Source organism: Halogranum gelatinilyticum, assembly GCF_900103715.1.
Taxonomy (GTDB): Archaea; Halobacteriota; Halobacteria; order Halobacteriales; family Haloferacaceae; genus Halogranum; species Halogranum gelatinilyticum.
This window is the reverse complement of record NZ_FNHL01000001.1, coordinates 784,842-810,166: the sequence shown is the minus strand read 5'-3', so window position 1 is coordinate 810,166 and position 25,325 is coordinate 784,842. Positions and strand designations below refer to the sequence as shown.

The window sequence follows — 25,325 nt, the reverse complement described above, 5'->3', positions numbered from 1 at the left end:
CCATGTTTGACGTGCCACTCGACGCCTGGTACAGCTGGATCGGACTCGCACTCGCGGGGGTCGCGCTGCTCGGGGTCGTCTCGTCGCTGCCGACGACGCCGCCGCCGGACGCGAACGCCGTCGCCAACACGGTCGACCGACTCGCCGCGGGCGACCACGTCGCGACGGCCGAACATCCGCTCGACGCGAGTGCGGTCAAACTCGGCCCGCACCGAGTGAGCCTGCGGAACGACGCCGGGACGGTCCACGCGGCCTACGCGTTCGGCCCGGTGACGCCCGTGGCCGACGGCTCGGCACTCCAACGGGTGCTCTACGGTCAGCCGCCGTCGACCGTCTTCGAGTCCGAGCGAGCGTTCCACCAGGCGGTCGTGGAGGCGCGGACGCGCGAACCGACGTGGGAAACGGTCGACCGGACGCTCGTCGTCCGGCGCGTCTCGTGGGGGGAGACGGATGTCACGCTGGTCGACGCCTGAGGAGACTCGCGGCCAGACCGAGCCGGTCGTCGCGCTCGTCGCGCTGTTTGCCGTCTGCGTAGGTGTGAGCCTCTACGCTGGCGTGCTCTCGGACGTGACAACGTCGCTCGGGAGCGAGCGCGACGTGGCCGGGCCGACGCTCGACCGCGTCGAGCACGCGATATCGACGACGGGCATCCTCGACCCCGTCCGTGAGGAGCGCGCACTGGACGCCGGTCCCGACGGCTACGGACTGCACGTCAGCGTCCGCGCGGACGGCCAGCGGTGGACCGCGGGACCGACGCCGCCGGAGGACGAGGCGACACAGACGGCAAGCCGACGCGTCGGCGTCCGAGTCGGCTCGGGACAGATACGGCCCGGCCGGCTGCAGGTGGTGGTCTGGCGATGACGAGCGCGGCACTCGACGTCGGGCTGTGTCTCCTGCTCGTCAGTGCGTCGGCCGTGACGCTCGTGACGGTCCCCGAGGCGACCCAGCCGACCGGAGAGACCGAGGCCGACGCCGTCGCGACGCTGCTCACGACGACGACCGCGACGGTGAACTACAGCCTGTCGCCCGGCGCGCGCCGGGCCGACGAAGCGGTCGTCGCGTTCCCGACGGCCGAGGGTCCCGAGTTCGACCGGACCGCCCGCGGGACGCCCGCGACACTCCTCGCCGAGGCCGCGGTCGGCGGCGTCGCGGTCGGCGGCGACCGGCTCACGCACACCCGCGACGGGTTGCGGGCGGCGGTCAGTCAGCGGGTCGCCGCCGAGGTAGAGCGCGGGAGTCGAACGGGGAAGGCAGGACGAACGGAGACGGCCGTCCAGGTCGTGACTCGGTGGCAGCCGCACCGAGGCTCACAGTTCCGCGGCTGTGTGACGGTCGGCTCGTCGCCGCCGCCGGACGCCGCGGTTCACGCGACCCGAGTAACGGTCCCGAGCGGGCTGCCGTCGGCACGGAGCGACGCGGTCGACGCCGCGGAAGGAGCAGAGGAAGACGAACGGTTCACCGCCGTCGCCACCGTTGTCGCTGAACGCGTCGTCGCGGGGCTGTTCCCCGCCGACGACCTCCAGCTCGCGCTTCGCGGCGACTACCCCGTCTCGCGGTTCGCCGAGTACCGCTACCGGCGGATGGGGCGGCTGTTCGGCGTCGACGTCGTCGGCCGGGACGGCGAGATTCATCCCGAGGCAGCCAACGAGCGACTGACCGACGCCGTCGCCCGCGCGGTCGAGTACGACCTGCGGCAGGCCTACGACACCCCCGAGGCGGCGGCCGCGGACGTGCGGGTGGACGAGGTGACCGTCGTCGTCAGGACGTGGTCGGCGTGAGACTCGCCGACGACCGCCGGGCGCGGATTCCCTTCGCGCTCCTCGGCGTCCTCCTCCTCGTCAGCAGCGCGACCTACGCGACGACGCTCTCGACTGGCGGGCCGCTCCGCCACGACGACAGCGTCGCGACGGCGATGGACCGCGCCTCGGCGTCGACATCGAGCGCGCTCCGGTCGGCGGTGAAAGACGCCGCCCGCGACGCTGCTCGGAATCCCGTGACGGAACGGGCCGACACGCCCGCCGGTCGCGCACTCAACGAGTCGACGCCGTTCCGCGACGCGCTCCGGATTCGCGTCTATCTCGCCGCCTACGAACAGCTCGGTGCGACGCGCGTCCGGACATCCGGCGTCGTCGCCGCGACGTCACTGCCGCCGGTCGACGACGCCGCCGACCTCGCCGCGGCGAAACGCCGGGTCGGTATCGAGCAGGCCGCGAACGGCACCGCACTCCGCGTGACCGTCCGGAATCTGACGACGACGGCGTGGCGTCCGCCGATCGATGCGGGGGACGACGGGGAGCCAGAGGCGAACAGGGACACGGAGACGGACGGGGAAACCGTCGTTGCCAGCGAGACCGAGACAGTGGTTCTGACCGTCCGAACGCCCGTCCTCCTCGCCCACCAGCGGACGACCGAGTACGAACGGCGGCTGAACCGCGAGCCGGAGGACGGGCCGGGACTCGGCCGCCAGCTGACCGCCCGACTCGCCCCGGTCGTCTGGGCGCGGAGCGCGGGGCAACTGGCGAACGCACCAATCTCGAACGTTCTCGGCAACCGCCACGTCGAGGTGACGGCCAACGGCGGCGCGCTCGCGACCCAGCGAGCCGTCTTTGGCCGCGACGACCCGCAGGCTCGGTGGGGCTTGCAGTGGGCCAGAAGCCACGTCGCGCTCCAAGACGCTCACGCCGTCACGTCGAGCAAGCTCGGGAGCGTCACGGAGCGGACCTACCCGCCTGCGCCAATCGACCCGGTGGGAACCGGCGCGCCGCCGAAACTCGCCGGGGCGAATCGGGGAGAGAACCGGACGATGACGGTCGGCGTCAACCGCACCGCCGACGTCGCCTTCGCGGACCTGCTGGCGGGAAGGAGTGGCAGATCGTTCGCCGGGACGCTTCGAGGTTCGTACCGCACCGAGACACGTCTGCGAACCGACGTCGACCTGCTCCGCGCGGGCGACGAACCGGCGGCCGACTCGCCGGGGTCGAACTGGACGCTCGTCGACGAGGACCACGACTCGCACTACCGCGTCGACGGTCCCGCCGGGACCGCCAGCCGTGTCGGCAGCGAGCGGTTCGCAGCCTTCGGTCGGCGCGTCACGGAGCACCACAGCGTCGTCCGAACCTGGCGACGTGGCAACGAGACGCGTCGGACGCGGGGCGCGTGGCGCGACGAGTACCGCGTTCGGGTCACTGTCACGGGGGAGTACGACCCCGACGGGACAGCACCCGAACGGCCGGTACGGCCGTCCTTCGAACGCGGTGGCGCGCTCGACGGCCCGAACCTCGCGGGAGTCCCGGCCCGCGCGACCGACCGGTTGCTCGACGCCGACCGCGATTCGCTCGCCCGCCGCGTCGCCGACGGCCGCCTCGACGACGAGACGGTGGTACTTCACGGCGACCGCCCCGACGACCTGCGTCGGTGGGTCTACGCCGACCTCGCCGACCTCCGCGAGCGCGTCCGTCGCACCACCGTCACCGTGTCGACGCGCGACGTCGCACTCGGCGAGGCGAACCCGCCCGCGCTGCTCGCCGCGAAGCTCCGCGAACGGCGCGCCTCGCTCGTCGACGCGCCCGCCAGCTACGACGGCGTCGCCGACAGGGCACGCGTCGCCGCCCGCGTCGCCTACCTCGACCGCGTCCTCGCCGAACTCGATGCGCGAGCGGACGCCCAGCGCGAGACGAGCGGCGTCGTCGACGACGCGCTCGGCGACACCGCGCTCGGCTCAGCCGACGGCGCGTCACGGACGCTCGACGCGGGCGACGAGGTGGAGCCGGTGGGCTACCGCGCAGTGGGCGATCGCGGGCCGAACGAGACCGTCACGCTCGTCCCCGACGGCTCGCCCGGCTATCTGACGCTGTCGACCGTCTCGAACGAGCACGTCGCTGCCGTCCCCGAGAACGCCAGCTACCGGCCGCTGGCCGCCCGCAACATCAACGTCTTCGCCGTCCCGTACGGCGACGGGATGGACGTGTTGGGGTCGACGGTCCGCTCGGAGCCGACCGTCGACCTCCGGAGCGCGGGCAGCACGCTCGTCGCGGCGAACCGGACGCTCGACCGGACGGCCAACGCGACGCTGCGCGACCGTCGCGACCGGCTTCAGGCGTCGGTGCAGGGGTCGGTCGTCGCCGTCGCCCGCGAGACGCGCGGCGTCGTCGTCGCCGAGACGAGCCTCTCCGAGCGAGCGTACCGGAACGCAGTCGGCGACGCGATGGCTCGCTGGGACGGGACGGGCCACCGCGCGCTCGCCGTCGCCAACGGCTCGTTCGCCGCGGCACTGGCCGCCGAGGTCCGCGCTCGCGACGACCTGACCGCTCACGAGACCGACCGGCTGCGGACGCGGCTGCGCGTCACCCTCGGCCGAGAGGTGAACAGTCGGCGGGCGGCCGTCCCCCTCGACCGGACGAACGAGACGGGGAGCGTCGTCCGCGACTACGCCGGGAAGACGGCCGAGAAGTACGCGACGAAGGCCGTCGAGGACGCGGCCGCCGGGGCTGGAAAGCGCGGGGCGAAGCGGTATCTGTCCCAGTCGGTCGACGGCGTTCCCGCTGGACTGCCCGTCGCGCCCGCACCGGGCTACTGGTACGCGACGGTCAACCTCTGGTGGGTCACCGTCGAAGGCTCGTATCTGCGGTTCACCGTCCGCGCACACACCGGCACGGGCGACGGCAGCGGGTCGACGCTGCAGTACGTCCGCGACGGCTCGGCCGTCACGCTCGATGTCGACGACGACGGGAGCGCGGAGCGGCTGGGTCGCAGCGAGCGGATCTCCTTCGAAGCGCACGCCGCCGCGTTCACCGCCGCGCCGGGCGGCCGCTGGGTCGGCGACGTCGACGGCAACGCCGACGAACGGTCGTCGGGATGGGAAGACGGGCCGGGCTGTGTCCGAGCCGGCGACGGAAGGGCCGACCGCGCGTGTCACGCCGAGTAGTGTGGCACGTCGGTCTCCCGTCGACCGTCGGCCGTCGGCCGCGAGGCCCCGACTTGTGAGTTCGAGTCGCGTACCGTGTGGTAACCGTTTTCCCCACGGGGGCGTGAGACTCGGGCAATGTTGTACGACGCAGCCGACGAGCCCGAGACGCTCTCGCCGGACGAGCTGCTTTCGACCTACGCCGACGAACTCCGCACCGTCGTCGACGCGCTCGGTGTCGACGCCGTCGTCGCCGGAACCGACCTCGACGAAGCGACCGTCGAAGCCATCGTCGACGGCGACGTGGCCGACCTCTCGGTCGAGGAGGCCGCCGCCGTCCTCGCGCTCTCCGAGAGCTACCCCGACCAGCGCGGTATCGTCCTCGAACTGCGCGACCACATCCTGATGGGCATGACGACCGCCGTCCTCGACGTCGACACCATCGCCGCCAACATCGAGGTCGATTTGACGGGTCAGGAGGTCCAACAGGCCATCGAGGGCCGCTCGCGGTTCAGCCTCGCCGAGTTCGCGGCCATCCACGGACTCATCGCCCGACGGAAGGACCGATAATGCGCGTCGGGATTCTGGGCTGTGGCTACGTCGGTCTCGAACTCGGCCGCCAGCTGACCGACGCGGGCCACGACGTCGTCGGCGTCCGCCGCTCCGACGAGGGGCTGGCTGCCATCGAGGACGCGGGGTTCGAGGCGGTCCGCGCCGACGTCACCGAGCCTGACTCGCTCGACGCGGTCCCGGACGTCGACTGGCTGGTCTTCGCGGCTAGTTCGGGCGGCCGTGGTGCCGACGCCGCCCAGCGCGTCTTCGTCGACGGGCTCACTACTGCCATCGAGGGGTTCGCATCCCGCGAGAACCCACCCGAACGACTCGTCTACACGTCGAGTACGGGCGTCTACGGCGACCACGGCGGCGACTTCGTCGACGAGTCGACGCCGCTGGAGCCGACGACCGACAAGACGCGCGTCCTCGTCGAGGCCGAACGCGTCGCCCGCGAGGTCGCCGCCGACCACGGCATCGAGGGCACCGTCGCCCGCTTCGCCGGGCTGTACGGCCCGGACCGCTACCGCCTCTCGCGGTACATCGACGGCCCGGTCACGGAGGGCTATCTGAACATGGTCCACCGCGAGGACGCGGCCGGAGCCGTCGCCTACCTCCTGACCGAAGACCTCGCACGCGGCGAGGTCGTCATGGTCGTCGACGACGAGCCGGTCGACAAGTGGGCCTTCGCCGACTGGCTTGCCGACGAGTGTGGAGTCCCGGAACCCGAAAAGCGGACCAACGAGGAGCGACTGGCCGCGGGCGACCTCTCGGAGGCCGCACGTCGCCGGATTCTGACGAGCAAGCGCTGTTCGAACGAGAAGCTACGGGACCTCGGCTACGAGTTCCGGTATCCGACGTTCCGCGAGGGCTACCGCGCGGCCATCGATGCGTACCGCGCTGGAAAAACAGCCTAGGGGACGCTTTCGGACGCCAGCGTCGGCGTGTCACCGGGCAGATTCAGTACCGCTCGCTGACAAGTATGGTCTGGGTGAACGTGGGGGAACCTTCTTGCCAGTCCACCCTGACAGGGGAACATAGTATGCATCCGTTGGCCGGTGTTGGCGTGTTCGAGGGCTTCGAGACGGCCGTGTTCGGCTATCCCGGTGTCGTCGCGGCGACGGTCGTCGGCGTCCTCACGCTCGCACTCGGTCTCTACGCCCTCCGTCGAATCCGTCGGCCGATGGGTGCCCGGTTTCAGGAGGTCCTCGCGGGGCGAGACACGCTCGCGATCCTGATGCATCCGAATCCCGACCCCGACGCGATGGCCGCCGCCATCGGGGTCGAATGTCTCGCCGACCAGGTCGGCACCGACAGCACACTCCAGTTCTCCGGGCAGATACGCCACCAGGAGAACCGCGCCTTCCGAACCGTCCTCGATCTCGATCTCGACGCCGTCGACCACGTCTCCGAACTCGCCGCCGAACACGTCGTCCTCGTCGACCACAACGCCCCGAGAGGCTTCGCGGGCGCGGACTCCGTCTTGCCCTTCGCCGTCGTCGACCACCATCCCGGCGAGGGCGCAGGTGAGGAGTTCACCGACGTCCGCACCGACTACGGCTCGTGTTCCAGTATCGTCGCCGAATACTTCCAAGACGTCGGCGCGAAACCGGTCCCGCCGGACCAACACGCAAGCGAGATCAACGCCGAATACACCCTGCCGTCCACCGTCGCCACGGGTCTCTTATACGGCATTCTCGCCGACACGAAACATCTCACCGCGGGCAGTGCGGCCGCGGACTTCCGGGCGGCGTCGTATCTCTCGCCCGGCGTCGACGAAGACCTCTTGGACCGCATCGCCAACCCGCAGGTGAGTGCCGAAGTGCTCGAAGTCAAAGCCCGCGCCATCGCGGGCCGACAGATAGAAGGCTCCTTCGCCGTCAGCGACGTCGGCTCGCTGTCGAACGTCGACGCCATCCCGCAGGCCGCAGACGAACTCGTCCAGCTGGAGGGCGTCACCGCCGTCGTCGTCTGCGGCGAGCGCGACGGGACGGTCTATCTCTCGGGCCGCTCGCGGGACGACCGGGTCCACATGGGGCGGACGCTGGAGGCCGTCGTCGAAGACCTCCCGAACGCCTCGGCGGGCGGCCACGCCCGGATGGGTGGCGGGCAGATTCAAGAGCGCGTCGCGCTCCCGAACGGCGGCGAGGAGGAGGTCGAGTCCGTCCCGCGGCCGGAACTCGTCGACCGGCTGTTCCGGTCGATGTCGGGCGACATCTGAGGAGAGAGCGGACACCCTTTGTAGCCGCCAGCCGTAGCGCGGGTATGGCGACCCACGACGGCACTTGGGGCTACCGCGACCGCTTCGGCGACAGCTTCGGCCGCACCTACTTCCGGCGGTTCGGTCCCGGCGTGGTGTCGAGCATCGGCGTCGGCACCTATCTCGGTGACCCGACGACCGAAGTCGACGACAAGTATCACGACGCGCTCGTGTCCGCGCTCGACAACGGTGTCAACCTCGTCGACACGGCCATCAACTACCGCTGCCAGCGGAGCGAGCGCGTCGTCGGCCGCGCGCTCCGCGAGTCGTCGGCCGCGCGCGACGAGGTCGTCGTCGCGACCAAGGGCGGCTTTCTCCCCTTCGACGGCTCGCGCCCCGAGAACCCCGGCCGGTACGTCCAAGAGCGGTTCGTCGACACGGGCCTCGTCGACCCCGACGATCTCGCCCACGGCAGCCACTGCATCGCGCCGGGCTTCCTCGACGACCAGCTCGACCGCTCGCTCGACAACCTCGACCTCGACACTATCGACCTGTACTACGTCCACAACCCGGAGACACAGCTCGCCGTCCGCTCGCGGGAGACCGTCTACGACCAGCTGGAGGCGGCCTTCGAACTGCTGGAAGAGCGTCGAACCGCGGGCGACATCGGTGCCTACGGTGTGGCGACGTGGAACGCCTTCCGCGTGCCCGCGAACCACGAGCAGTATCTCTCCTTGCCCGAGGTCGTCGCGCGGGCGAAGCGGGCGGCCGAGCGCGTCGGCAACGACGAAGTAGGATTGAAGGCGATTCAACTGCCGTTCAACGTCGTCATGGCCGACGCGTTCACCGTGAAGTCGCAGACGAGCGACGACGGGAACGACGACGGCGCGGACGACGGCGACGGGCCGACGAGTGCCTTGGAGTACGCCCACGAGCAGGGCCTGTCGGTGTTCACGAGTGCCAGCATCGCCCAGGGCGACCTCGCAGCGCGGTTGCCGGAGGACGTGGCGGCGAAGCTCGCGGGCGACTCGACGGTCCAGCGCGCCATCAACTTCGCGCGGAGCGCGCCCGGCGTGACCGCCGCGCTCGTCGGCATGGGTCAGAAAGAACACGTCGCGGAGAACGTCGCGGCCGGGACGTTCGACCCGCTCGGAGCGAAGGCGTTCGACGCCGTGTTCGAGTAGTTCGGGCAGTTCGGGCGGTTCGTATCGGATCGCGACGTCGCGTCGCTTATCGCAGCTCCTTCCACTCGGTGCCGCAGTCCGGGCAGATCCGCACGGAGAAGATCTCGTCGGGGTCGTTGCGCTTCTTCAGCGTCTCACCGCACTCGGCGCAGGTGAGGCGGTCGTAAGTGTCCTTCTTCAGTTCGCCAGCACGGAGCCCCTTGCGTGTCGATTTCATCGTGCCGGGCTTTCGGAGGCGAGGCAAAAAGCTCTCCGGTGGGTGAAATCCCGAGCCGAGGGCCTCCCGCGGGCTGAGCTTTCGGAACGTTTGACAAGGAGTGCGAGAAATCCCCCACCGTGTCACGTGGCCGGTTGTTCGGAACGCTCTGCTCGCTCGTCTTCCTGGTGAACCTCGCCCGTGTCGTCTTCGCGCCGCTCTTGAACGAACTCCTCTCCGTCTTTCCGACGATGGGCGAGGCGACCGCCGGGCTCATCGCGACGCTCGTCTGGGTCGGGAGTGCCAGCCTCCGGATTCCGACCGGCTGGCTGCTCACCCGCGTCGCCCGTCACCGGGTCGTCCTCGGGACGGGTACCATCCTGACCGTCGCCGCCGCCTTCACCGCGAGTGCGACCTCCGTGCCGATGCTCGGCGTCGGCGCGCTCCTGATGGGGCTGTCCTCGGGTGCGTACTTCGTCGCCGCCAACCCGCTCGTGAGCGAACTCTTCCCCGAGCGCGTCGGCCGCGCCATCGGCATTCACGGGATGGCGAGCCAGCTGGCCGCCGTCATCGCCGCCCCGCTCGTGACGCTGGTCGTCCTCTCACAGTACGGCTGGCGGCTGGCCTTCTGGGCCATCTGCGTCGCCGCTGCCCTCGTCACCGTCGCACTCTATCTCGCGGCTCGAAGCACCGACCTGCCCGACGCGGGCGGCAACGACCGCGACCTCGTCGGGGCGGCCCGCAAACAGTGGCGCGTCATCCTGCTCGGTATCGTCGTGCTCGGCTTCACCGGCTTCGTCTGGCAGGGGCTGTTCAACTTCTACGAGCTGTATATGCTCCAGAAGGATCTCCCCCCGGCGACCGCGAAGAACCTGCTCACCGTCGTCTTCGCGGCGGGCGTCCCCGCGTTCTTCTTCAGCGGCCGGCTGGCCGACCGCTTTCCGCACGTGCCCTATCTCCTCGGCATCGTCGCGGTCTTCGTCGGCTGTCTGTTCATCCTGACCCGCGTCGAGGCTGTCCTCCCGGTCGTCGCCGTCACGGCCGTGTTGGGCTACGTCATCCACAGCCTGTTTCCCGCACTCGACACCTACCTGCTCGACACGTTCCCCGACGACAGCCGTGCCAGTGCCTACGCGGTCTACAGCGGCGGCATGATGGTCGTCCAAGCGACCGGCTCCGTCGCCGTCGGGACGCTCCGGGAGGCCGGCTTCGCCTACGACCTCATCTTCACGTGCTTCGCCGCCGCGCTCGCCGTCCTCGTCGTCGGTCTCGTCGGCTTCCAGCGGGCGGGTAAGCTCCCCTCCTGACCGAACTTCCGGCGACGCACACCCCAACCGGCCGGCTTTTGCCCGTCGGGTCCTCACCCGCAGGTAATGGAGTACGTCCAGGAGCGAGTCACGACGCTCCACGACCTGCGGAACCCGACTCCGGATGCCCCGACCGACGAGGCGGCCGTAGTCGTCCCCATGACCGAACGCGAGTACAACGGACTCGCCGCCGAGCGCGTCCTCACGGAGCTGGAAGCCGTCGACCCCGCACGCGTCGTCGTGCCGCTCCGCGCCTCGGCCGACAAGGCCGGTCCCTTCGCCGACTGGCTGTCGTCGTTCGACCTCCCGCTGGAAGTGCTGTGGTGTGACGGCCCCCGCGTCGCCGACCTACTCGCCGACCACGACCTCGACGGCGAGCGCGGCAAGGGCCGGGATGTCTGGCTCGCACTCGGCCGCGCCCTGTCGGAGCAGTACGTCGTCGTCCACGACGCCGACACGAAGACCTACTCGCGCAGCTACGTCCCTCGCCTGCTCTTCCCGCTCGCACACGGCCACGGCTTCTCGAAGGGCTACTACGCCCGCGTCGAGGACAACAAGCTCTACGGCCGGCTCTTCCGGCTCTTCTACGCGCCGCTCGTCCGGACGCTCGCAGACGAGCACGACGCCGACCTGCTCGACTACCTCGACGCGTTCCGCTACGCGCTGGCCGGCGAGTTCGCCGCCACGAGCGACGTGATTCGCCAGCTCCGGCTCGCCCGAACCTGGGGGCTGGAGGTCAGCACGCTCTGTGACGCCTTCGACGCCGTCGGCTTCGACGGCAGTGCGCAGGTCGACCTCGGGGCCTACGAACACGACCACCGCTCCGTCGGCGGCCCGACCGGCCTCTCGGAGATGAGTGCCTCCGTCGGCGCGACGCTCTTTCGGGCCGTCGAGTCCCACGGCGTCGACATCGACTACGACGCGCTGGGAGACGCCTACCGCGACACGGCCGAAGGATTCGTCCGGCAGTACGCCGTCGACGCCGCGTTCAACGGGCTGGACTACGACCACGCGGGCGAGACCGAGCAGGTCGGCGTCTACGCCGACGCTCTGCGCGCGCCCGGACTCGACACGCGGCTGCCCGCGTGGGACGCCGTATCACTTACCCCGGAGGACGTCTTCAGTGCCGCTACGGAGGACCTCGAAGACACGAGATGACGGACGCGAACGAGACCTACGACGAGTTAGCCGGTGTGGTCGACCTCTTCGGCGCGCTGACCCGCGACGAACTCCACCGGGCACTGGACGAACTGGCGTACAAACAGGGCAGAGACACGGACGAGACGGCACTGAGCGCGGCCGTCGAGGACGCGGTCGAGGAGTATTATCTGGTCGAGTACGAGCCGGACTCGGCGGACCACACTCTCCTGACGGTCGGCCCGGTCGCCTTTCCGATGCTGCCGCCGAACGCGGAGGACCTACCGCACATCATGGACGTCGAGCGGCGCGCGGTCGACCGCGACGCGCTCGGACAGCAGGTCCACGAGCGACTGCTCGGCGACGCCGCGCGGGCCGTCAACGACGCCGACGCCGACCGCGTCGAACATCTGCTGGACGTGAGCTACGACCTCGAAGCGTGGGCACCGGTCGAGGTCGAGGCGGCGCGAGCGCGGCTGGACGAAGCCCTCGAAGATAAGACCGCCGGGCGACAGTAATGGGCATGGACCTCTCGGGGGTGACCCGTCACGAACCCAGCGTCGTCGACGACGCGAAGCGTCGCGCCGCCGTCCTCGCGCCCGTCATCGACCGCGACGGGGAACCACATATCCTCTTTACCAAACGTGCGGACCATCTCGGCGAACACGCCGGGCAGATGAGCTTCCCCGGCGGCGGCGAGGAGCCGAGCGACGACGACCTCCAGGCGACCGCCCTCCGCGAAGCAAACGAGGAGATCGGTCTCCCGCCCGCCGCAGCCGACGTGGTCGGCCGACTGGATGACATCCAGACGGTCACCGAATACTCGGTCCGGCCCTTCGTCGGCCGCGTCCCCGACATGGAGTTCACGCCCGACGAGCGCGAGGTGGCCGAGATCGCCGTCCTCTCCGTCGCGGACCTCACGGACCTCGACAACTACGAGTCCGAACGCCGCGACCACCCCTTCTACGGCGACATCCGCCTCCACTTCTTCCACGTCGACGGCTACACGGTCTGGGGCGCGACCGGGAGAATGCTCGTGCAACTGCTCGAACTGACGACGGAGTGGCAGATGCCCGAGCAGGTCGACCGGGTGGTCGACCCCGACGCCGACCTGCCGATCTGAGACGAGAGAATTTTCGAACTGTCGACGACGACCAGTGAGCGTGTGCCGTGGCGCGTGGCTTCGCGGCCTTCCATGGCCGCGTGACACGCACGCGAGGGACGACTGAGCGAGTGAAACGAGCGAAGGAGTCGGTTGGGGAGGGTGTGGCTGTGCGGCCCGGGCGGGACTGGAAGGGGACGTGTTCTGAACGAACCCCCGCGACGCAAGCACCGCAAGGAGCGAAGCGACTGAGGCGCGCAGCGAGCGGTGGGAGTTCAGAACACGTGGGCCTTCGGGACGTCAACTAATCCCTCAACGGCTCGTATTTCAACGGCTCACTTCGCTCGAAGCGTGGGGGCGCTCCCGACGAGAAGGAGAGAAAGAGCGCGCCCCACGCAAGGCCGATGGCGACGAACCGCGCTCCCGACAGCGGGACGCTCGTCCCGCCGGACTGCGTCTGAACCGACTCAGAGACACGGCGGCGACTGCACGCGGCCCCGAAAAAACCCCCGCAGTCGCCCCCGCCGCGTCTACACCGTGTCGATGTGGTGCACCGCCTCGGGCGACAGCAGCCGCCCGCTCGGCAGTTCTACCCACCCAGTCGCGAGCACGCGCACCGGTCCCTCGTGGAGGACCGTCTCCTGCTCGAAATCGGCGTAGACGACGGCGTCGTCGTACTCGTGTTCGAACAGTTCGTCGAACCGCTCGCGAAGGTACGTCAACGGTGAGTCGGTTGAAACGACCATGCCACAGACAACCAACCGGACGGACAAAAACCTCCGCTCACACGACGAAATCCTCGCAAAAGGCCGCCCGCAACGACAGGCTTATTGCCGAAACCCGGAATAAGAGAGGTACATGGTCGCACAGACGATGGATCGCGTTCCGCGATTCCGTTGACCAGTTTCTCTCCATGAGTGGTGATTCCCAATGTTGACCGGTGAGCACGAGCGTGTCGTCTCGAAAACAGGCCTCGATGCGGCGGCCCTGAAGCCGATGGAGTGCGACGTCCGGCGGGCACTCGACCTCCCGTTCGACACCGTCGCCATCGACTACGAGGGTCGCGAGCAGCTGCCCGACGCCGACCTGCTCCGCGAACTCGCCGCCGAGAAGCGCGTCCTGTTGACGACGCCGGTCCGCGCCGACGGCTTCGACCCGCTCGGCGACGACAGCCTGTACGAGACGCTCCCCGACGCAGTCGACCCCGTGTTCGTCGCGGGCCATCCCGCGTATCTGACGGACGCCGAGCAGTCGCGAGCCATCGCGCCGCGGCTGGGCGCGGCACGTGAGATCGACCCCGAGGCGTGGGTCGGCACCGAAGGCGTCGAGCGCGTCGCGCTCGCGGCGGGCGGGCCGCAGTACGAACTGCTCTCCAGAACGACCGAACGCGACTTCCGCGCGCTCCGCGCCGCCGGGTTCGAAGAGACCATCGCGCTCTACGCGCCGACGGTCCTCTCCGACGAGGAAGACGACGTGCTCGACGCCGTCGGCGGCTACGTCTCCCGGCGTGGACCGGTTCGCCGCGCGCTCCCCGAGGACGCTGCGACCGACGCCAGCGCGACGGGCCGCGCCCGCGAAATCCTCCTGAAGGCGAGCCGGGACTTCGCGCTCGTCGGCTCGCCCGAGGAGGTCGGCGAGCGCGTCCGGACGCTCAAGTCGGCCGGTGCCGACGTCGTCGTCGGCTACCCCGCCCGCGGCGTCGACGAGTTCACGGACTGACTAGCCGAGAAGCAGTTTGCTGCGGATATTCTCTGTGATACTCCGAATACGCGACCGTATACGCAACGTGGTTGCCTGCGGCGAGCAGCCGTCGCAGTCGGCGACTACTCCGGCGGCCGGGGACCGACAGATTCCACCAGCGCGTATCCGCCGACCGCACTGACTGTCACGACGATGACGACAATCGCCGAGAGAACCGTCGCGATGACGACCGCGAACGGGACACCGAAGATAGCGATGGCCAGTGCCTGGAACGCGATGGCGACCAGCGCGACGAACGCCCCGAGCCAGATCGCCACGACGGGGCCGACGACGACCGCAATGACGACAGCCGCGTCCGTCCATCGACCACCACGTCCCGCCCGACGCGCGACGGTCAACGCGACCGCTGTCGTCGCGAACGGCACGAGCACCAGAACGCCGGCGTGGTAGAGCAGCGACTGCGTGAAGAAGTACTCCAGCACGTAGCTCGTGACGTCCGCCGTGTCGCGAAACCCGGGAGCACCGTAGTCGGCGGTCACCAGGGGAACGAGGAAGTACGCGACCGCACCAGCCAGCCCCGTCACGGTCCCACTCAGGAGGGCCAAACTCCGCGGTTCCGTCCAGTCGAACGGTCCCAGGGTCGGCCGGTGGTGGTCCTCAGTCATGTCCAAGTGGCCGACTGTCCGTCGATGGTCCTCGATAGCTGTGAGTCCTGTCTGCGGTCGATATCGCCCCGACAGCTCTTGGAGGACAGCGGGGTCCATCTCCCCGGATGGGAGGAACCCGTGCGGCGTCCGCTGGATGCCGTTTCACGGTCTCTATACTGCCCCAGCACGAATAACTGTATTCTGTCTGAAACGACTGCCGTGTCGGCGTGAGAGCCGCTCGACAGCCTCGGCGCGCCCGCAAGCTAAGTCCCCCCGCCGCGTTCGACGCCCATGCACGTCGCAGTCATCGGGGCCGGTGCGGTCGGCGTCACGGCCGCCGCAGAGCTCGCCGTCGCTGGCGCGGGAGTCACCGTCTTCGACCGGGGCGACCCCGGCAGTGGGAGTTCGGGTCGCGCCGCCGGAATCGTCTACGACGCCTACGCCGAGGACATCGACGCCGAACTCGCCGCCCGCTCCGTCGAGGCGTTCCGCCGGCTCTCGGGGACGGGCGGCTTCGAGTTCGTCGACTGCCCCTACGTCTTTCTCGCCCGCGAGGGCGACGAGCAGGTCGCCGAAGCCATCGCGGGAAGCGTCGAGCGGATGCGACACCACGGCCGGGACGTCGAGGTTCTGACGGCCGACGAGCTGGAGCGACGCTTCGGCGACTCGCTCGTCGTCGACGACGTCGCCGCCGCGGCCGTCGCCCACGACGCCGGCTGGGCCGACCCCGCGAGCTACGTCGAGATGATGGCCGACCGCGCCCGCGCCGCGGGGGTGGAGTTCCGCACGGGCCGGGCGGTCGGTCTCGACGTCGACCTGCCGGGCGTGGTCGTCGGCGCGACCGTCGAACGCTTCGACGCGGTGCTCGTCGCCGCCGGCGCGCACACGAAGCAGCTCTTCGCCGACGCGGGCGTCCCCGTCGCGCTGAAACCCTACCGCGTGCAGGCACTCACCTCGACGACGCCCTACGACGGGCCGATGTGTTTCGACGCGTCCGTGGACGTGTACTTCCGTCCGCATTCGACGGGTCTCCTCGGCGGCGACGGCACCGAACCCGTCGAGGCCGACCCCGACGACTGGGACAGGGAGGCGGACGACTGGTTCGTCGAGGGGTTGGGCAGGGAACTCGACACGCGCGCAGACTACGCCCTCGACGTCGACCGGTCCTGGGCGGGGCTGTGCACGGCGACGCCCGACGGCGACCCGCTGCTCGGCGAAGTCGTCGACGACGTCTACGTCGCCGCTGGCTGGCAGGGTCACGGGTTCATGCGCGCGCCAGCGACGGCCGCGGCTGTCGCCGAGGAGATTCGCGGTGGGAGCGGTATCGAGCCGTTCGCTCCGACGCGGTTCGAGGGCGACGAGGCGTTCCCGATCTTCCAGGGGATGACCGTGGAGACGGGGAAGTCGGGGGAGTCTGAGGAGTTAGAAGAGTCAGGAGAGTCAGAAGAGTCGGAAGAATAGCCCGAACGGCGTCGGCAACGTCGTACGAATCGTCGCTGTCGTCGCTGTCGTCGAGATTATCGAGATCGTCGAGGTAGGCGGCGCGTTACTCGTCGTTGTCGTCGACGCTGTCCTCGTCGTCGTCGAGTCGGATGCGCTCCGGCTCGTCCGGTTCCTCCTCGACGGTGACGTCTTGGGCCTCGTCGCTCTTGGGGATGCGGACCTGCAGCGTCCCGCTTTTCGTCAGCGTCGCCGAGGCCTCGCCGGGGACGACGAGGGCGTCGTCGGGGAGTTGCGCCGAGCCGTCGAGCGACAGGCCGCGGCCGGGGAAGCGCGTCTCGAAGCCCTCGTAGAAGTCGCGGAAGCGGTCGATGCGGACCTGCACCTCGCCCTCGAGGAACCGTACCTGGATGTCGCTCTGGGTCGCGCCGGGGGCGTCGAAGACGACGAGGTATGCGTCGTCGCTCTCCAGCAGGTCGTAGGGGAGCGGCTTGCGCTCTTGGACCTTGCTCATGCCCCGGCCAGCCTTGTTGAGCACCGCGTTGACCGCGCTCTCGCCGAACTCTCGTAACCCGCTCATAGCTCGATGACCTCCAGCGTCTCGGTCTCGCGGCAGTACGGGCAAGCGAAGTCCTCGACACCCACGTCGTCGGGCATATCGTAGGTGTAGTGCATCTCGAACATATCGAGCTCGCACTCGGAGCTGGTACACTTGACTTCGAGGGTGGCAGGCATACGAGGAAATAGCGGGTCGAACCCCATAAGTGGCGCGGGGGCGGCCGTTCCCGCCGGTGGTCCCGGCCACCGCCGCACCATTCGGAGTGCTTTTATGTCGGAGAAGTGATGTGAGTCTCATGCGAACGTTCTCCCCTCCCTCTCGTGTTTACGGTGTGGACTTCAGCGGCGCGCAGGATGCCGGACGGAACATCTGGCTGGCGGAGGGTACTATCGAAGCTGTCGAGCGAGACGACATGGACGCCGACGGCGGAGCCGAGCCGACCGACACTGTCGACTGCGACGGACTCAATGTTCGCGACTGCCGACCGGCGACCGAGTGGTTCGACCTCCCGGCGGCCCGTAACCGGATTCTCCCGGCACTGACCGCTTTTCTCGGCGGTCTCCCGGCGGGGACCGCGGTCGGTCTCGACTTCCCGTTCGGGCTTCCGGGTCCGCTCGTCGGTGTCGACGACTGGGAGACGTTTCTCGTCAATTTTCCGAGCATCTACAGCTCGCCGGAGGAGCTTCGCACCCGCTGTACCGAGCGCGCGGAGCTCGTCGGCGACGGTGACAAGACCAAACTGTTCCGAGCGACCGACGAGCCGATGGCGGCGCTCTCGCCGTACGACATCCGCCTCCAGTCACAGACCTTCTACGGCATCCGCGACGTCCTCCGGCCGCTCGTCACCGCGGGCCGGGTTCGCGTCCATCCGATGCAGTCACCCAGTGCCGACAAACCCTCGCTCCTCGAAGTCTACCCCGCCGGAACGCTGGACGACCTCGGTCTCCACCACACGAAGTACAAAGACGGCTCCGAGGCGGGCCGCGAACGCCGCGAGGAGATCCTCGACGGTCTCGCAGAGCACGGCATCACCATCGCCGCCGACGTCCGGAAACGGGCACTCGAAGACGACGGCGGCGACGCGTTGGACGCCGTCGTCGCGACGGTGAGCACCTACCGCAACACACGGGGGTCGGCCAACCTGACGACGGACGACGAGCTGACCGCCATCGAGGGCTACATCTACGTCTGAGCGACCACGGCCGCTGTCACAGCGGCCGTCAGTGCCCGTCAGTGGCGACAGCCGTCGCCCCGGAACCGCACCGTTTTACCCGTCGGTCGCAAACGACCGGCCATGACTGACCCCGCCGACCTGTCGGTGACGCTCGTCGACGGCTACGTCGACGAACCGGCACATTTCGGCGTGCCGCCGTACATCTCGACGTATCCCCGGTTCACGGCGGGCGCGCTCGTCGACGCCGGTGTCCCCGAGACGCAGATAACGTACCACACCATCGACGAACTCCGCGACGACCGCCAGAAGTGGAGCGACGTCGCCGACGCCGACCTGATGATCTACATCGGCGGCATGACCGTTCCCGGCAAGTACGTCGGCGGCACCCCCGCCGAACCCGACGAGGTGAAGAAGCTCGCGTGGGTCGCCGACGGCACGAGCTTGATGGGCGGGCCCATCCGCTTCGGCGTCGGCGACGAGAACGCCGGTGGACAGGACATGGAGCGCAAGGACCTCGACTACGACTTCGTCGCGAAGGGCGACATCGAGGCCGCGGCCTACGACCTCGTCGACTCCGGGATGGAGGGCTTCGGCAACCGGATGCGCGACAACGAAGAGTTGGACCGCTGGGCCGCACGGGGCGCGTTCGTGGTCGAGCAGCACCCGAACCATCCCGAGTATCTCATCTGTGAGATGGAGACGAGCAGGGGCTGTGCCTACCGCTGCTCGTTCTGTACGGAGCCGCTGTACGGCAATCCGGCTTTCCGTACGGCAGATTCGGTCGTCCGGGAGGTCGAGAACCTCTACAACCGTGGCGCGCGACATTTCCGCCTCGGCCGACAGGCCGACATTCTGGCCTTCGGCGGCGACGGCGAAGCTCCGAACCCCGACGCGCTGCGGCGGCTCTACGGCGGGATTCGAGAGGTGGCTCCCGACCTCGGGACGCTCCACCTCGACAACATGAACCCCATCACCATCGCGAAGTGGCCCGAGAAGTCCAAGGAGGGCATCCGCATCATCGCCGAGCACAACACGCCCGGCGACACGGCTGCGTTCGGTCTCGAATCGGCCGACCCGCTCGTGCAGGAGGAGAACAACCTCAACGTCTCGGCCGAGGAATGTTTCGAGGCAGTCAAAATCGTCAACGAAGCCGGTGGCTGGCGGCCCGGCGAGGACCCCGCGGACGCGCCGACGTTCGGCGACGAAGCACCCGACCGCCTGCCGAAACTCCTGCCCGGCATCAACCTGCTGCACGGTCTCAAGGGCGAACGCGAGGAGACCTTCGCGCACAACAAGCGGTTCCTGCACCGCGTCTACGACGAGGGGCTGATGGTCCGCCGGATCAACATCCGGCAGGTCATGGCCTTCGACGGGACCGATATGTCGGACACGGGTGCCCAGATCGCCAAGGACCACAAGAAGCTCTTCAAGAAGTACAAGAAAGAGGTCCGCGAGGAGATCGACCGACCGATGCTGCGGCGGGTCGCGCCGCCCGGAACCGTGCTGAAGAACGTTCATCTGGAGTACCACCAGGACGGGACGACCTTCGGCCGGCAGCTCGGGACCTATCCGCTGCTCGTCGGTATCCCCGGCGAACGTGAACTCGGCCAAACCATCGACGTCGCCATCGTCGACTACGGCTACCGCTCGGTGACGGGCGTCCCGTATCCGCTGGACGTCAACGGGGCGTCGATGAAGGAGTTGCAGGCGATTCCCGGCGTCGGCAAGCAGACGGCCGGAAACATCGTCGTCAACCGTCCCTACGAGTCGGCCGCGGACCTCGCGAAGGTCGGCGGCGAGGTCGACCTCGCGAAGTTCACGCGGTCCTGAGGGACCGACGGAGACAGGCTTTTGACGACGCCGCTGTTCCCGAGAGCTACAGCAATGGATATCTCCCGCGTCTCGGTCCCGGTGGAGACCCGCGCCCCGACGGGCCAGACCAACGCCTATCTCGTCGGCCGCGACGACGCCCTCCTCGTCGACCCCCCGGCCCGAAGCGACGACCTCGACGCGGCCGTCGCCGACCGCGACGTCGCCCACATCGCGGCCACGCACACCCATCCGGACCACGTCGGCGCGGTGACCCACTACGCCGAGTCGACCGATGCGACGGTCTGGGCGCACGAGGCCCACGTCGAGCGGTTCGAAGCGGCGACGGGCCGTGAGCCGGACGCGACGTTCGGTGACGTGCTCGAAACCGGCGACGGGGCAGTTCGCGTGCTCGACACGCCCGGCCACGCCCCGGACCACGTCGCGTTCGTCGCCGACGGCCACGTCCTCTGCGGCGATCTCGCGGCCGCGGCGGGCAGCGTCGTCGTCGGGGCACCCGAGGGCGACATGGCCCGGTATCTCGACTCGCTACGGCGGGTGAAGGCGGAGTCGGCGACGCGGCTCCTGCCCGGTCACGGCCCGCTCGTCGACGACCCCGCCGCGACGCTGGACCGACTGATTCAACACCGCTTGGACCGCGAACAGCGCGTGCTGGACGCTATCAAGTCTGGCGCGACCGACCCGGACGCGGTGCTCGATGCCGCCTACGACAAGGACCTCTCGGGGGTTCGGGACCTCGCGCGGGCGACGGTCGTCGCACACATCGAGAAGCTGGTGGCGGACGGCAGGGTCGTGTGGGACGTAGAGAGCGAGACGGTCGCTGTCGCCGAGTAACGGTTGCCGACAAACCACCGTGGCGCGTGGCTTCGCGCCGCTCCGTCGGCGCGTCACACTCGTGCGAGGGATGAGGGAACGAGCGTAGCGAGTGAGTGAATCGGTTGGGGAGGGTGTGGCTGTGCTGTCGGGGCGGGACCGAAAGGGGACGCGCTCTCGGCGACGGAAGGCGACGTAAGCACTGGAACGAGCGAAGCGAGTGAAGGGCGCAACGAGCCTCCCGAGTCGAGAGCGCGTGGGCTTTCGAGGAGTCTCCGTTTCTGATAGCAAAGGAGTGGGATTTCGTGGCGTCACCGTTCCAGACCGCAAAAGAGTGGGATTTCGAGGTGTTCACTGCTCCGCGCCCAACAACCAATACGGAATATCCGACCAATAGCCATCCCGACGCCGTTTAGTCCGGTGACCACACATCAACAGCCATGCAGAGCCTCGAAGCCGAACTCGACCGTGCGAAGGACCTCAGGGTTTCAGAGCTAGCCGACGCCATCGAGGCCATCGGCTTCGAGTGTACCCGCTGTGGAGCCTGCTGTAAGGGCTACGACGGTGACGACGGAGAACGTGAACCCCACACAGCGACCGTGTTCCCGGACGAAGCCCGAACCCTCCAAGCCACCACGGACTACGATCTGCGAAGCGGCGGAGCCGCTTCTGGCTCCAGTTCGGGGACCTCACTGGAATGGCGCGATATCGCCCGCCCCATGCCCTACGGTCTCGTCGAGGGCGACGACGGTCTCGAAGGCGAGACGTTCGAGTGGGCACTCCAAACAGATGCGTGCGGCGACTGCACCTTCTACACCGAAGACGAGGAAGGGATGGGAGCTTGCCAAGTCCACGACGACCGGCCGCTCATCTGCGAGACGTACCCGTTCAGCGTCGCGCTTGGCGGGACCAGTCAGCCGATGGGCGAGGCAGTCGACGAGGAGGGCATGGTCCGCGCCCACGAGTGCGAGGGACTCGGCCGCGACATCTCTCGCGAAGAGGCCGAAGACCTCGCCGCGGCCCTCAAAGAACGCGCCGTCCGCGAACTGGAGGAGGCCATCGGCGTCCGCGACAATTACGAACCCACCGCAGTCGACGCGGGGGAGGTCGTCGTCCACGACTCCGAGGGAGCGAAGGACGTCGACGGTCTGCCGCGCTGACGAAACTCGGCCACCCTGACGACGCTCGCGCGCACTGACGAGAACCGCGCCGCCGACGCCGATTACCGGACAATCAGAGACCGCCAGCTTCCGGCGGCGGTAGCTCTTTAACGACTCGCTCCGAGGAATCGAACGAACTGGAGGTCTACACCTTGGAAATCTCAGATAAGCTGCTGTGTCTGTTCAACGCCGAAGTCCGCGAAGAGGACGACAAATATCTCATCGAAGTCCCCCGTCGCGAGATCGAGACCGGCTCGGTCGAGACCGACGAAATCTACCGCGTCGCACTCATCTCCCGCGAGGAGACAACCGAGACGACGGAGCGCGAGAGCCGGTCGTCGACCGAACCCCAGCCACCGGTCGAGGCGGGTGAACTTCGCTACGTCGAGATCGAGGATATCGGGAAACAGGGAGACGGCATCGCTCGCGTCGAGCGCGGCTACGTCATCATCGTCCCCGGTGCCGAGATCGGCGAGCGGGTGAAAGTCGAGATTACCGAAGTGAAGTCCAACTTCGCCGTCGGCGAGATCATCGAAGACGACTTCTAATCGCCTCGGCCGCTACTTCACGCGGGCGTTCCAGTACGAGACCGAGGCGAGCTTTTCACCGACGCCGCTGCCGCGGAGCTTCGTGTCCAGCCCGCGGATCGGTGCCGCGACTTCGTTCGGAATCTCCCGGTAGAAGCCGAACGGGAGCACGAAGTCGTGGGCGTCGCCGATGAGTTCGAGTCCGGCACCCGAGAGCAGCCCCTCCACCTCGCTGCGCGAGTAGAGCCGCGACCCCATCGGCAGGAGCCACGTGTAGACGCTCCGCGTACTGTACCGGTTGAACGTGTCGAAGAACACCTGGTCCTTCGAGACGCGACACATCTCTGCGAGGAACTTCGCCGGCGTATCCGCCAGATGGAAGAATCGCATGGCGAACACGGCGTCGAAGTGGTCGTCGGGGAACGGGAGGCGGGCAGCGTCGCCGCGCATGAACTCGACGAGCTCCGAGACACCGGCACTCTTCGCCTTCTGCCGTCCCTGGGCCATCATGGCCGAGGAGATGTCGAGTCCGACGATGTTCGCCCCACGCTCTGCTAACATGACGGTGAAGCGACCCGTCCCGCAGGCGATCTCGAGGACGTCCTTGTCCTCGACGGGACCGAGCGCTTCGAGGACCGCCGTCTTCTCTCGCCGGTCGATGAGTCGCCCACCGTCGGAGAACCGCTTTGCGTCGTACTCCTGGGCGACGTCGTCGGCCTGGTACCACTCCTTACCTTTCACGCTACCGGGGACTGCACGGGGGAACTGTAAAGTCGTATTGGAAGTCGGCCCGCTTGACTGGAAAATATATGCTACTCGGTGACATACCTTCGCTATGCCAACCTGTCCCCACTGTGCGGCCGAGCACAACGCCGCCGACCTCGTCCGCCACGAGCGTCCCGGCGTGACCATCGTCCACTGCCCCGACTGCGAGTGTGTCGTGGGCGCGTACCGCCGCCACGGCGACCGCCCGAAGGTCGACCGCCTTCGGGACGCTAGCCCTTAGCCGCTCGTCGAGACGTGGTCCGTCGAGATGCGGACGACGACGCGCGGTCCCGACTCCTCGCCGAGATGGGGATACTCGTCTTTGCCCATGTACTTCCGGGCGAGTTCGTTGGTATGCTCGACTGCTCCCTCCTCGGTCAGCGTTGCCGTCCCCCGCACCGAGACGTAGCGGTAGGGGTCGTCGGGGTCGAGCACGCTGACGCCGACCTTCGGGTCTCGCCGGATGTTCTTCTCCTTCTGTCGGCCACGGGCCGTGTTGATGAGGACGTATTCGCCCTCGTCGTGGCTGACCCAGACGGGCGTGACGTGGGGCGTCCCGTCGGGCATGAGCGTCGCGAGCTGGGCGTACGACTCTTTCTCCAGAATGTCGCGGTGGGAGGCCGGAATCATACAGGGTCGTTCGCTCGGTACCGGCAAAAGGGCTTGCCAGCGGGCGAACTACCACATAGATATTAGGTGTTTAAGGAGTCACTATCACTTTGGCTCATATGTAGCCAACCTTTACCAAGAGGCATCTGCCAGTGTGTAGTATGAGCACCAGTACCGCAGAAGTTACCCAAGAAGACCGTCTGTCACAGAGCGAGTACCGCGAGCGGCTGCGCGAGCTGCCGCCGAGCGCGAAGCTCGTCGCGAAAGTCCTCGAAAGCGACGCACCCCTGTCGCAGGGCCAGCTCGCCGACGAATCGCTCCTGCCGGACCGCACCGTCCGCTACGCGCTCAACCGCCTCGAAGACGCCGGCCTCGTCGGCTCGCGCTACAGCTTCAAGGACGCACGCAAGCAGGTCTACTACCTGAACCGTAACGCGTAAGCGACCCGACTCGACTCGAAACAACTCGTCCGCGCCGGACGGCCCGACCAAGCCCCGTCCGGCAACGACTTTTCCAGCGGCCATCCCCCGAGACGCGTCACCACGACGGGCTGAGACGCGTCACTTTAAGTAGCACGTCGTGCTTCTCACGGGTATGACGCTCTCGGTCGTGGTCCCCACGCTCAACGGGCGGGACCAACTCGCCGCCAGCCTCGATTCGCTGGCAGCGCGCGCCCCCGACGCCGAGGTCATCGTCGTCAACGGTCCCTCGGCCGACGGCACGACCGGCATGGTTCGGGACCGCGACGACGTCGACGTCCTCGTCGAGATTTCGGCGCGGACGCTCAACGTCGCTCGCAACGCCGGTATCGAAGTCGCCAGCGGCGACGCCGTCGCCTTCCTCGGCCACGATCTCGTCGTCGAGGAGTCGTGGGCCGACGCCATCCGGGCGGGTCTCGACGAGGCCCACGTCGTCACCGGCCCGACCCACCAGACCCTCCAGGGCGGGATGACGACCGACGAACTCGAAGAGCGCGACATCGCCAACCGCCACGTCACCTACTTCAACGGCGGCAACGTCGCCTTCCGCGCTCGGACGCTCAAGCGACTGGACGGCTTCGACGAGTATCTCGAAACGGGCGGCGCGCGCGACGCGGCCCACCGCCTCGGCGGTATCGACGCACGAGTCACGTGGGGCGCGGGGATGTGCGTCCGCCGTGAGTACGAGGCCGACGGCGGCGTCACCGAACGCGACTGGGGCTGGAAATACCGCGCGCTCGCCTACCGGCTGGTCAAGAACTACGGGCTCCGGCCGACGGTCGCCCGCCGGACGCTGGTCCACGCCGCCGAGGACGCGTACTCGGCGGCTCGCGGCGTCCTCCGCGGCGACGGGACGCCGACCGGCTGGCTCGGCAACGGCCGGGACGTCGTCGTCGGCATCACCACCGGCGGCTCCGACGGCTTCGTCGCCCGCTCGCGCGACCGGACGAGTTCCAGAAATCCACACGGCGTGTCGAAGCGCGCCGACCGGGCGGTCGCGCGGTACGACTGGCGGTGAGTGCGACTGGCGGTAAGTGTCA

Annotated in this window: 29 protein-coding genes; 22 read left to right on the top strand and 7 right to left on the bottom strand. The window is 68.6% G+C overall.

The features are described 5' to 3' along the window. Nucleotides 1-2: 2 nt before the first annotated feature. The 8 genes from BLR57_RS04150 to BLR57_RS04115 all read left to right on the top strand — a co-directional run bounded on the left by BLR57_RS04150 (nt 3) and on the right by BLR57_RS04115 (nt 8,839). Nucleotides 3-473 carry a DUF7283 family protein gene (locus BLR57_RS04150; RefSeq protein ID WP_089694422.1) on the top strand — a complete coding sequence of 157 codons (471 nt, stop codon included), beginning with the start codon at nt 3-5 and terminating at the stop codon, nt 471-473. After that, a complete protein-coding gene (locus BLR57_RS04145) occupies nt 451-861 on the top strand; it encodes a DUF7285 family protein (protein ID WP_089694421.1) in 411 nt (136 codons plus the stop codon). The genes BLR57_RS04150 and BLR57_RS04145 overlap by 23 nt, the downstream gene beginning before the upstream one ends. Beyond that, complete coding sequence (locus BLR57_RS04140) at nt 858-1,778, top strand: DUF7284 family protein (protein WP_089694419.1); 921 nt, start codon at nt 858-860, stop codon at nt 1,776-1,778. The genes BLR57_RS04145 and BLR57_RS04140 overlap by 4 nt, the downstream gene beginning before the upstream one ends. Further along, nucleotides 1,775-4,924, top strand: coding sequence for a DUF7286 family protein (locus BLR57_RS19245; RefSeq protein WP_170830557.1), 3,150 nt, complete (start codon nt 1,775-1,777; stop codon nt 4,922-4,924). The genes BLR57_RS04140 and BLR57_RS19245 overlap by 4 nt, the downstream gene beginning before the upstream one ends. 117 nt (nt 4,925-5,041) lie before the next feature. Beyond that, entirely contained in the window at nt 5,042-5,473 is a 432-nt protein-coding gene (locus BLR57_RS04130) for a DUF5791 family protein (protein WP_089694415.1), read from the top strand. Next, nucleotides 5,473-6,372, top strand: coding sequence for an SDR family oxidoreductase (locus BLR57_RS04125; RefSeq protein WP_089694413.1), 900 nt, complete (start codon nt 5,473-5,475; stop codon nt 6,370-6,372). The genes BLR57_RS04130 and BLR57_RS04125 overlap by 1 nt, the downstream gene beginning before the upstream one ends. Nucleotides 6,373-6,497: 125 nt before the next feature. Beyond that, entirely contained in the window at nt 6,498-7,676 is a 1,179-nt protein-coding gene (locus BLR57_RS04120) for a DHH family phosphoesterase (RefSeq protein WP_089694411.1), read from the top strand. A 44-nt stretch (nt 7,677-7,720) separates the two neighbouring features. Further along, nucleotides 7,721-8,839, top strand: a complete 1,119-nt coding sequence (locus tag BLR57_RS04115) for an aldo/keto reductase (RefSeq protein ID WP_089694410.1) — start codon at nt 7,721-7,723, stop codon at nt 8,837-8,839. 46 nt (nt 8,840-8,885) lie between these two features. Here BLR57_RS04115 and BLR57_RS19240 read toward each other — a convergent pair whose 3' ends face one another. Beyond that, nucleotides 8,886-9,056, bottom strand: coding sequence for an HVO_0758 family zinc finger protein (locus BLR57_RS19240; protein ID WP_170830556.1), 171 nt, complete (start codon nt 9,054-9,056; stop codon nt 8,886-8,888). 119 nt (nt 9,057-9,175) lie between these two features. Here BLR57_RS19240 and BLR57_RS04110 point away from each other — a divergent pair, with 119 nt between their 5' ends. From BLR57_RS04110 to BLR57_RS04095, 4 genes are all read left to right on the top strand, one after another. After that, entirely contained in the window at nt 9,176-10,342 is a 1,167-nt protein-coding gene (locus BLR57_RS04110) for an MFS transporter (RefSeq protein WP_089694408.1), read from the top strand. 66 nt (nt 10,343-10,408) lie between these two features. Then, nucleotides 10,409-11,500, top strand: a complete 1,092-nt coding sequence (locus tag BLR57_RS04105) for a glycosyltransferase family protein (protein ID WP_089694406.1) — start codon at nt 10,409-10,411, stop codon at nt 11,498-11,500. Then, nucleotides 11,497-11,997, top strand: a complete 501-nt coding sequence (locus BLR57_RS04100) for a DUF7109 family protein (protein WP_089694404.1) — start codon at nt 11,497-11,499, stop codon at nt 11,995-11,997. Before BLR57_RS04105 ends, BLR57_RS04100 begins: the two co-directional genes overlap by 4 nt. Before the next feature lie 5 nt (nt 11,998-12,002). Further along, nucleotides 12,003-12,602: an NUDIX hydrolase gene (locus BLR57_RS04095; RefSeq protein ID WP_089694402.1), complete on the top strand. Its 600-nt coding sequence runs from the start codon at nt 12,003-12,005 to the stop codon at nt 12,600-12,602. Nucleotides 12,603-13,111: 509 nt separating this feature from the next. Here BLR57_RS04095 and BLR57_RS04090 read toward each other — a convergent pair. Beyond that, on the bottom strand, nt 13,112-13,327 hold the full coding sequence (locus tag BLR57_RS04090; protein WP_244509897.1) for a hypothetical protein: 216 nt from the start codon (nt 13,325-13,327) through the stop codon (nt 13,112-13,114). Nucleotides 13,328-13,511: 184 nt separating this feature from the next. Here BLR57_RS04090 and BLR57_RS04085 point away from each other — a divergent pair, with 184 nt between their 5' ends. Next, nucleotides 13,512-14,300 (top strand): DUF7388 family protein, encoded by a 789-nt coding sequence (locus tag BLR57_RS04085; protein WP_089694400.1) that lies wholly within the window; start codon nt 13,512-13,514, stop codon nt 14,298-14,300. A gap of 104 nt (nt 14,301-14,404) precedes the next feature. Here the strand turns inward: BLR57_RS04085 and BLR57_RS04080 are convergent, their stop codons facing one another. Continuing rightward, nucleotides 14,405-14,947 (bottom strand): hypothetical protein, encoded by a 543-nt coding sequence (locus BLR57_RS04080; protein ID WP_089694398.1) that lies wholly within the window; start codon nt 14,945-14,947, stop codon nt 14,405-14,407. A 273-nt stretch (nt 14,948-15,220) separates the two neighbouring features. On the opposite strand from BLR57_RS04080, the gene BLR57_RS04075 reads away from it, so the two are divergent. Then, on the top strand, nt 15,221-16,390 hold the full coding sequence (locus tag BLR57_RS04075) for an NAD(P)/FAD-dependent oxidoreductase (RefSeq protein ID WP_089694396.1): 1,170 nt from the start codon (nt 15,221-15,223) through the stop codon (nt 16,388-16,390). Between the two features lie 85 nt (nt 16,391-16,475). Here the strand turns inward: BLR57_RS04075 and BLR57_RS04070 are convergent, their stop codons facing one another. Both BLR57_RS04070 and BLR57_RS19235 read right to left on the bottom strand, forming a co-directional pair. Then, complete coding sequence (locus tag BLR57_RS04070) at nt 16,476-16,949, bottom strand: Hsp20/alpha crystallin family protein (protein ID WP_089694394.1); 474 nt, start codon at nt 16,947-16,949, stop codon at nt 16,476-16,478. Continuing rightward, entirely contained in the window at nt 16,946-17,104 is a 159-nt protein-coding gene (locus BLR57_RS19235; RefSeq protein WP_170830555.1) for a DUF7559 family protein, read from the bottom strand. The genes BLR57_RS04070 and BLR57_RS19235 overlap by 4 nt, the downstream gene beginning before the upstream one ends. Before the next feature lie 155 nt (nt 17,105-17,259). On the opposite strand from BLR57_RS19235, the gene BLR57_RS04065 reads away from it, so the two are divergent. From BLR57_RS04065 to BLR57_RS04045, 5 genes are all read left to right on the top strand, one after another. Beyond that, the gene (locus BLR57_RS04065) at nt 17,260-18,120 is read left to right on the top strand and encodes a DUF429 domain-containing protein (RefSeq protein ID WP_170830554.1); all 861 of its coding nucleotides are present in this window, start codon (nt 17,260-17,262) and stop codon (nt 18,118-18,120) included. A gap of 102 nt (nt 18,121-18,222) precedes the next feature. Beyond that, entirely contained in the window at nt 18,223-19,932 is a 1,710-nt protein-coding gene (locus BLR57_RS04060; RefSeq protein WP_089694390.1) for a radical SAM protein, read from the top strand. Nucleotides 19,933-19,986: 54 nt separating this feature from the next. Continuing rightward, a complete protein-coding gene (locus BLR57_RS04055; protein WP_089694389.1) occupies nt 19,987-20,766 on the top strand; it encodes an MBL fold metallo-hydrolase in 780 nt (259 codons plus the stop codon). A gap of 419 nt (nt 20,767-21,185) precedes the next feature. Continuing rightward, nucleotides 21,186-21,905, top strand: a complete 720-nt coding sequence (locus tag BLR57_RS04050) for a YkgJ family cysteine cluster protein (RefSeq protein WP_089694387.1) — start codon at nt 21,186-21,188, stop codon at nt 21,903-21,905. Nucleotides 21,906-22,057: 152 nt separating this feature from the next. Further along, on the top strand, nt 22,058-22,453 hold the full coding sequence (locus BLR57_RS04045) for a TRAM domain-containing protein (RefSeq protein WP_089694385.1): 396 nt from the start codon (nt 22,058-22,060) through the stop codon (nt 22,451-22,453). 12 nt (nt 22,454-22,465) lie between these two features. Here the strand turns inward: BLR57_RS04045 and BLR57_RS04040 are convergent, their stop codons facing one another. Then, nucleotides 22,466-23,173 (bottom strand): class I SAM-dependent methyltransferase, encoded by a 708-nt coding sequence (locus tag BLR57_RS04040; RefSeq protein WP_089694383.1) that lies wholly within the window; start codon nt 23,171-23,173, stop codon nt 22,466-22,468. Nucleotides 23,174-23,267: 94 nt separating this feature from the next. On the opposite strand from BLR57_RS04040, the gene BLR57_RS19230 reads away from it, so the two are divergent. After that, nucleotides 23,268-23,438, top strand: coding sequence for a hypothetical protein (locus tag BLR57_RS19230; RefSeq protein ID WP_170830553.1), 171 nt, complete (start codon nt 23,268-23,270; stop codon nt 23,436-23,438). On the opposite strand, the gene BLR57_RS04035 is transcribed toward BLR57_RS19230, so the two are convergent. Next, a complete protein-coding gene (locus tag BLR57_RS04035) occupies nt 23,435-23,827 on the bottom strand; it encodes a PPOX class F420-dependent oxidoreductase (RefSeq protein ID WP_089694381.1) in 393 nt (130 codons plus the stop codon). The genes BLR57_RS19230 and BLR57_RS04035 overlap by 4 nt on opposite strands. 140 nt (nt 23,828-23,967) lie before the next feature. Between BLR57_RS04035 and BLR57_RS04030 the strand changes: the two genes are divergently transcribed. Beyond that, a complete protein-coding gene (locus tag BLR57_RS04030; protein WP_089694379.1) occupies nt 23,968-24,246 on the top strand; it encodes a helix-turn-helix domain-containing protein in 279 nt (92 codons plus the stop codon). A gap of 154 nt (nt 24,247-24,400) precedes the next feature. Further along, nucleotides 24,401-25,303, top strand: coding sequence for a glycosyltransferase family 2 protein (locus tag BLR57_RS04025; protein WP_089694377.1), 903 nt, complete (start codon nt 24,401-24,403; stop codon nt 25,301-25,303). Nucleotides 25,304-25,325 lie beyond the last annotated feature (22 nt).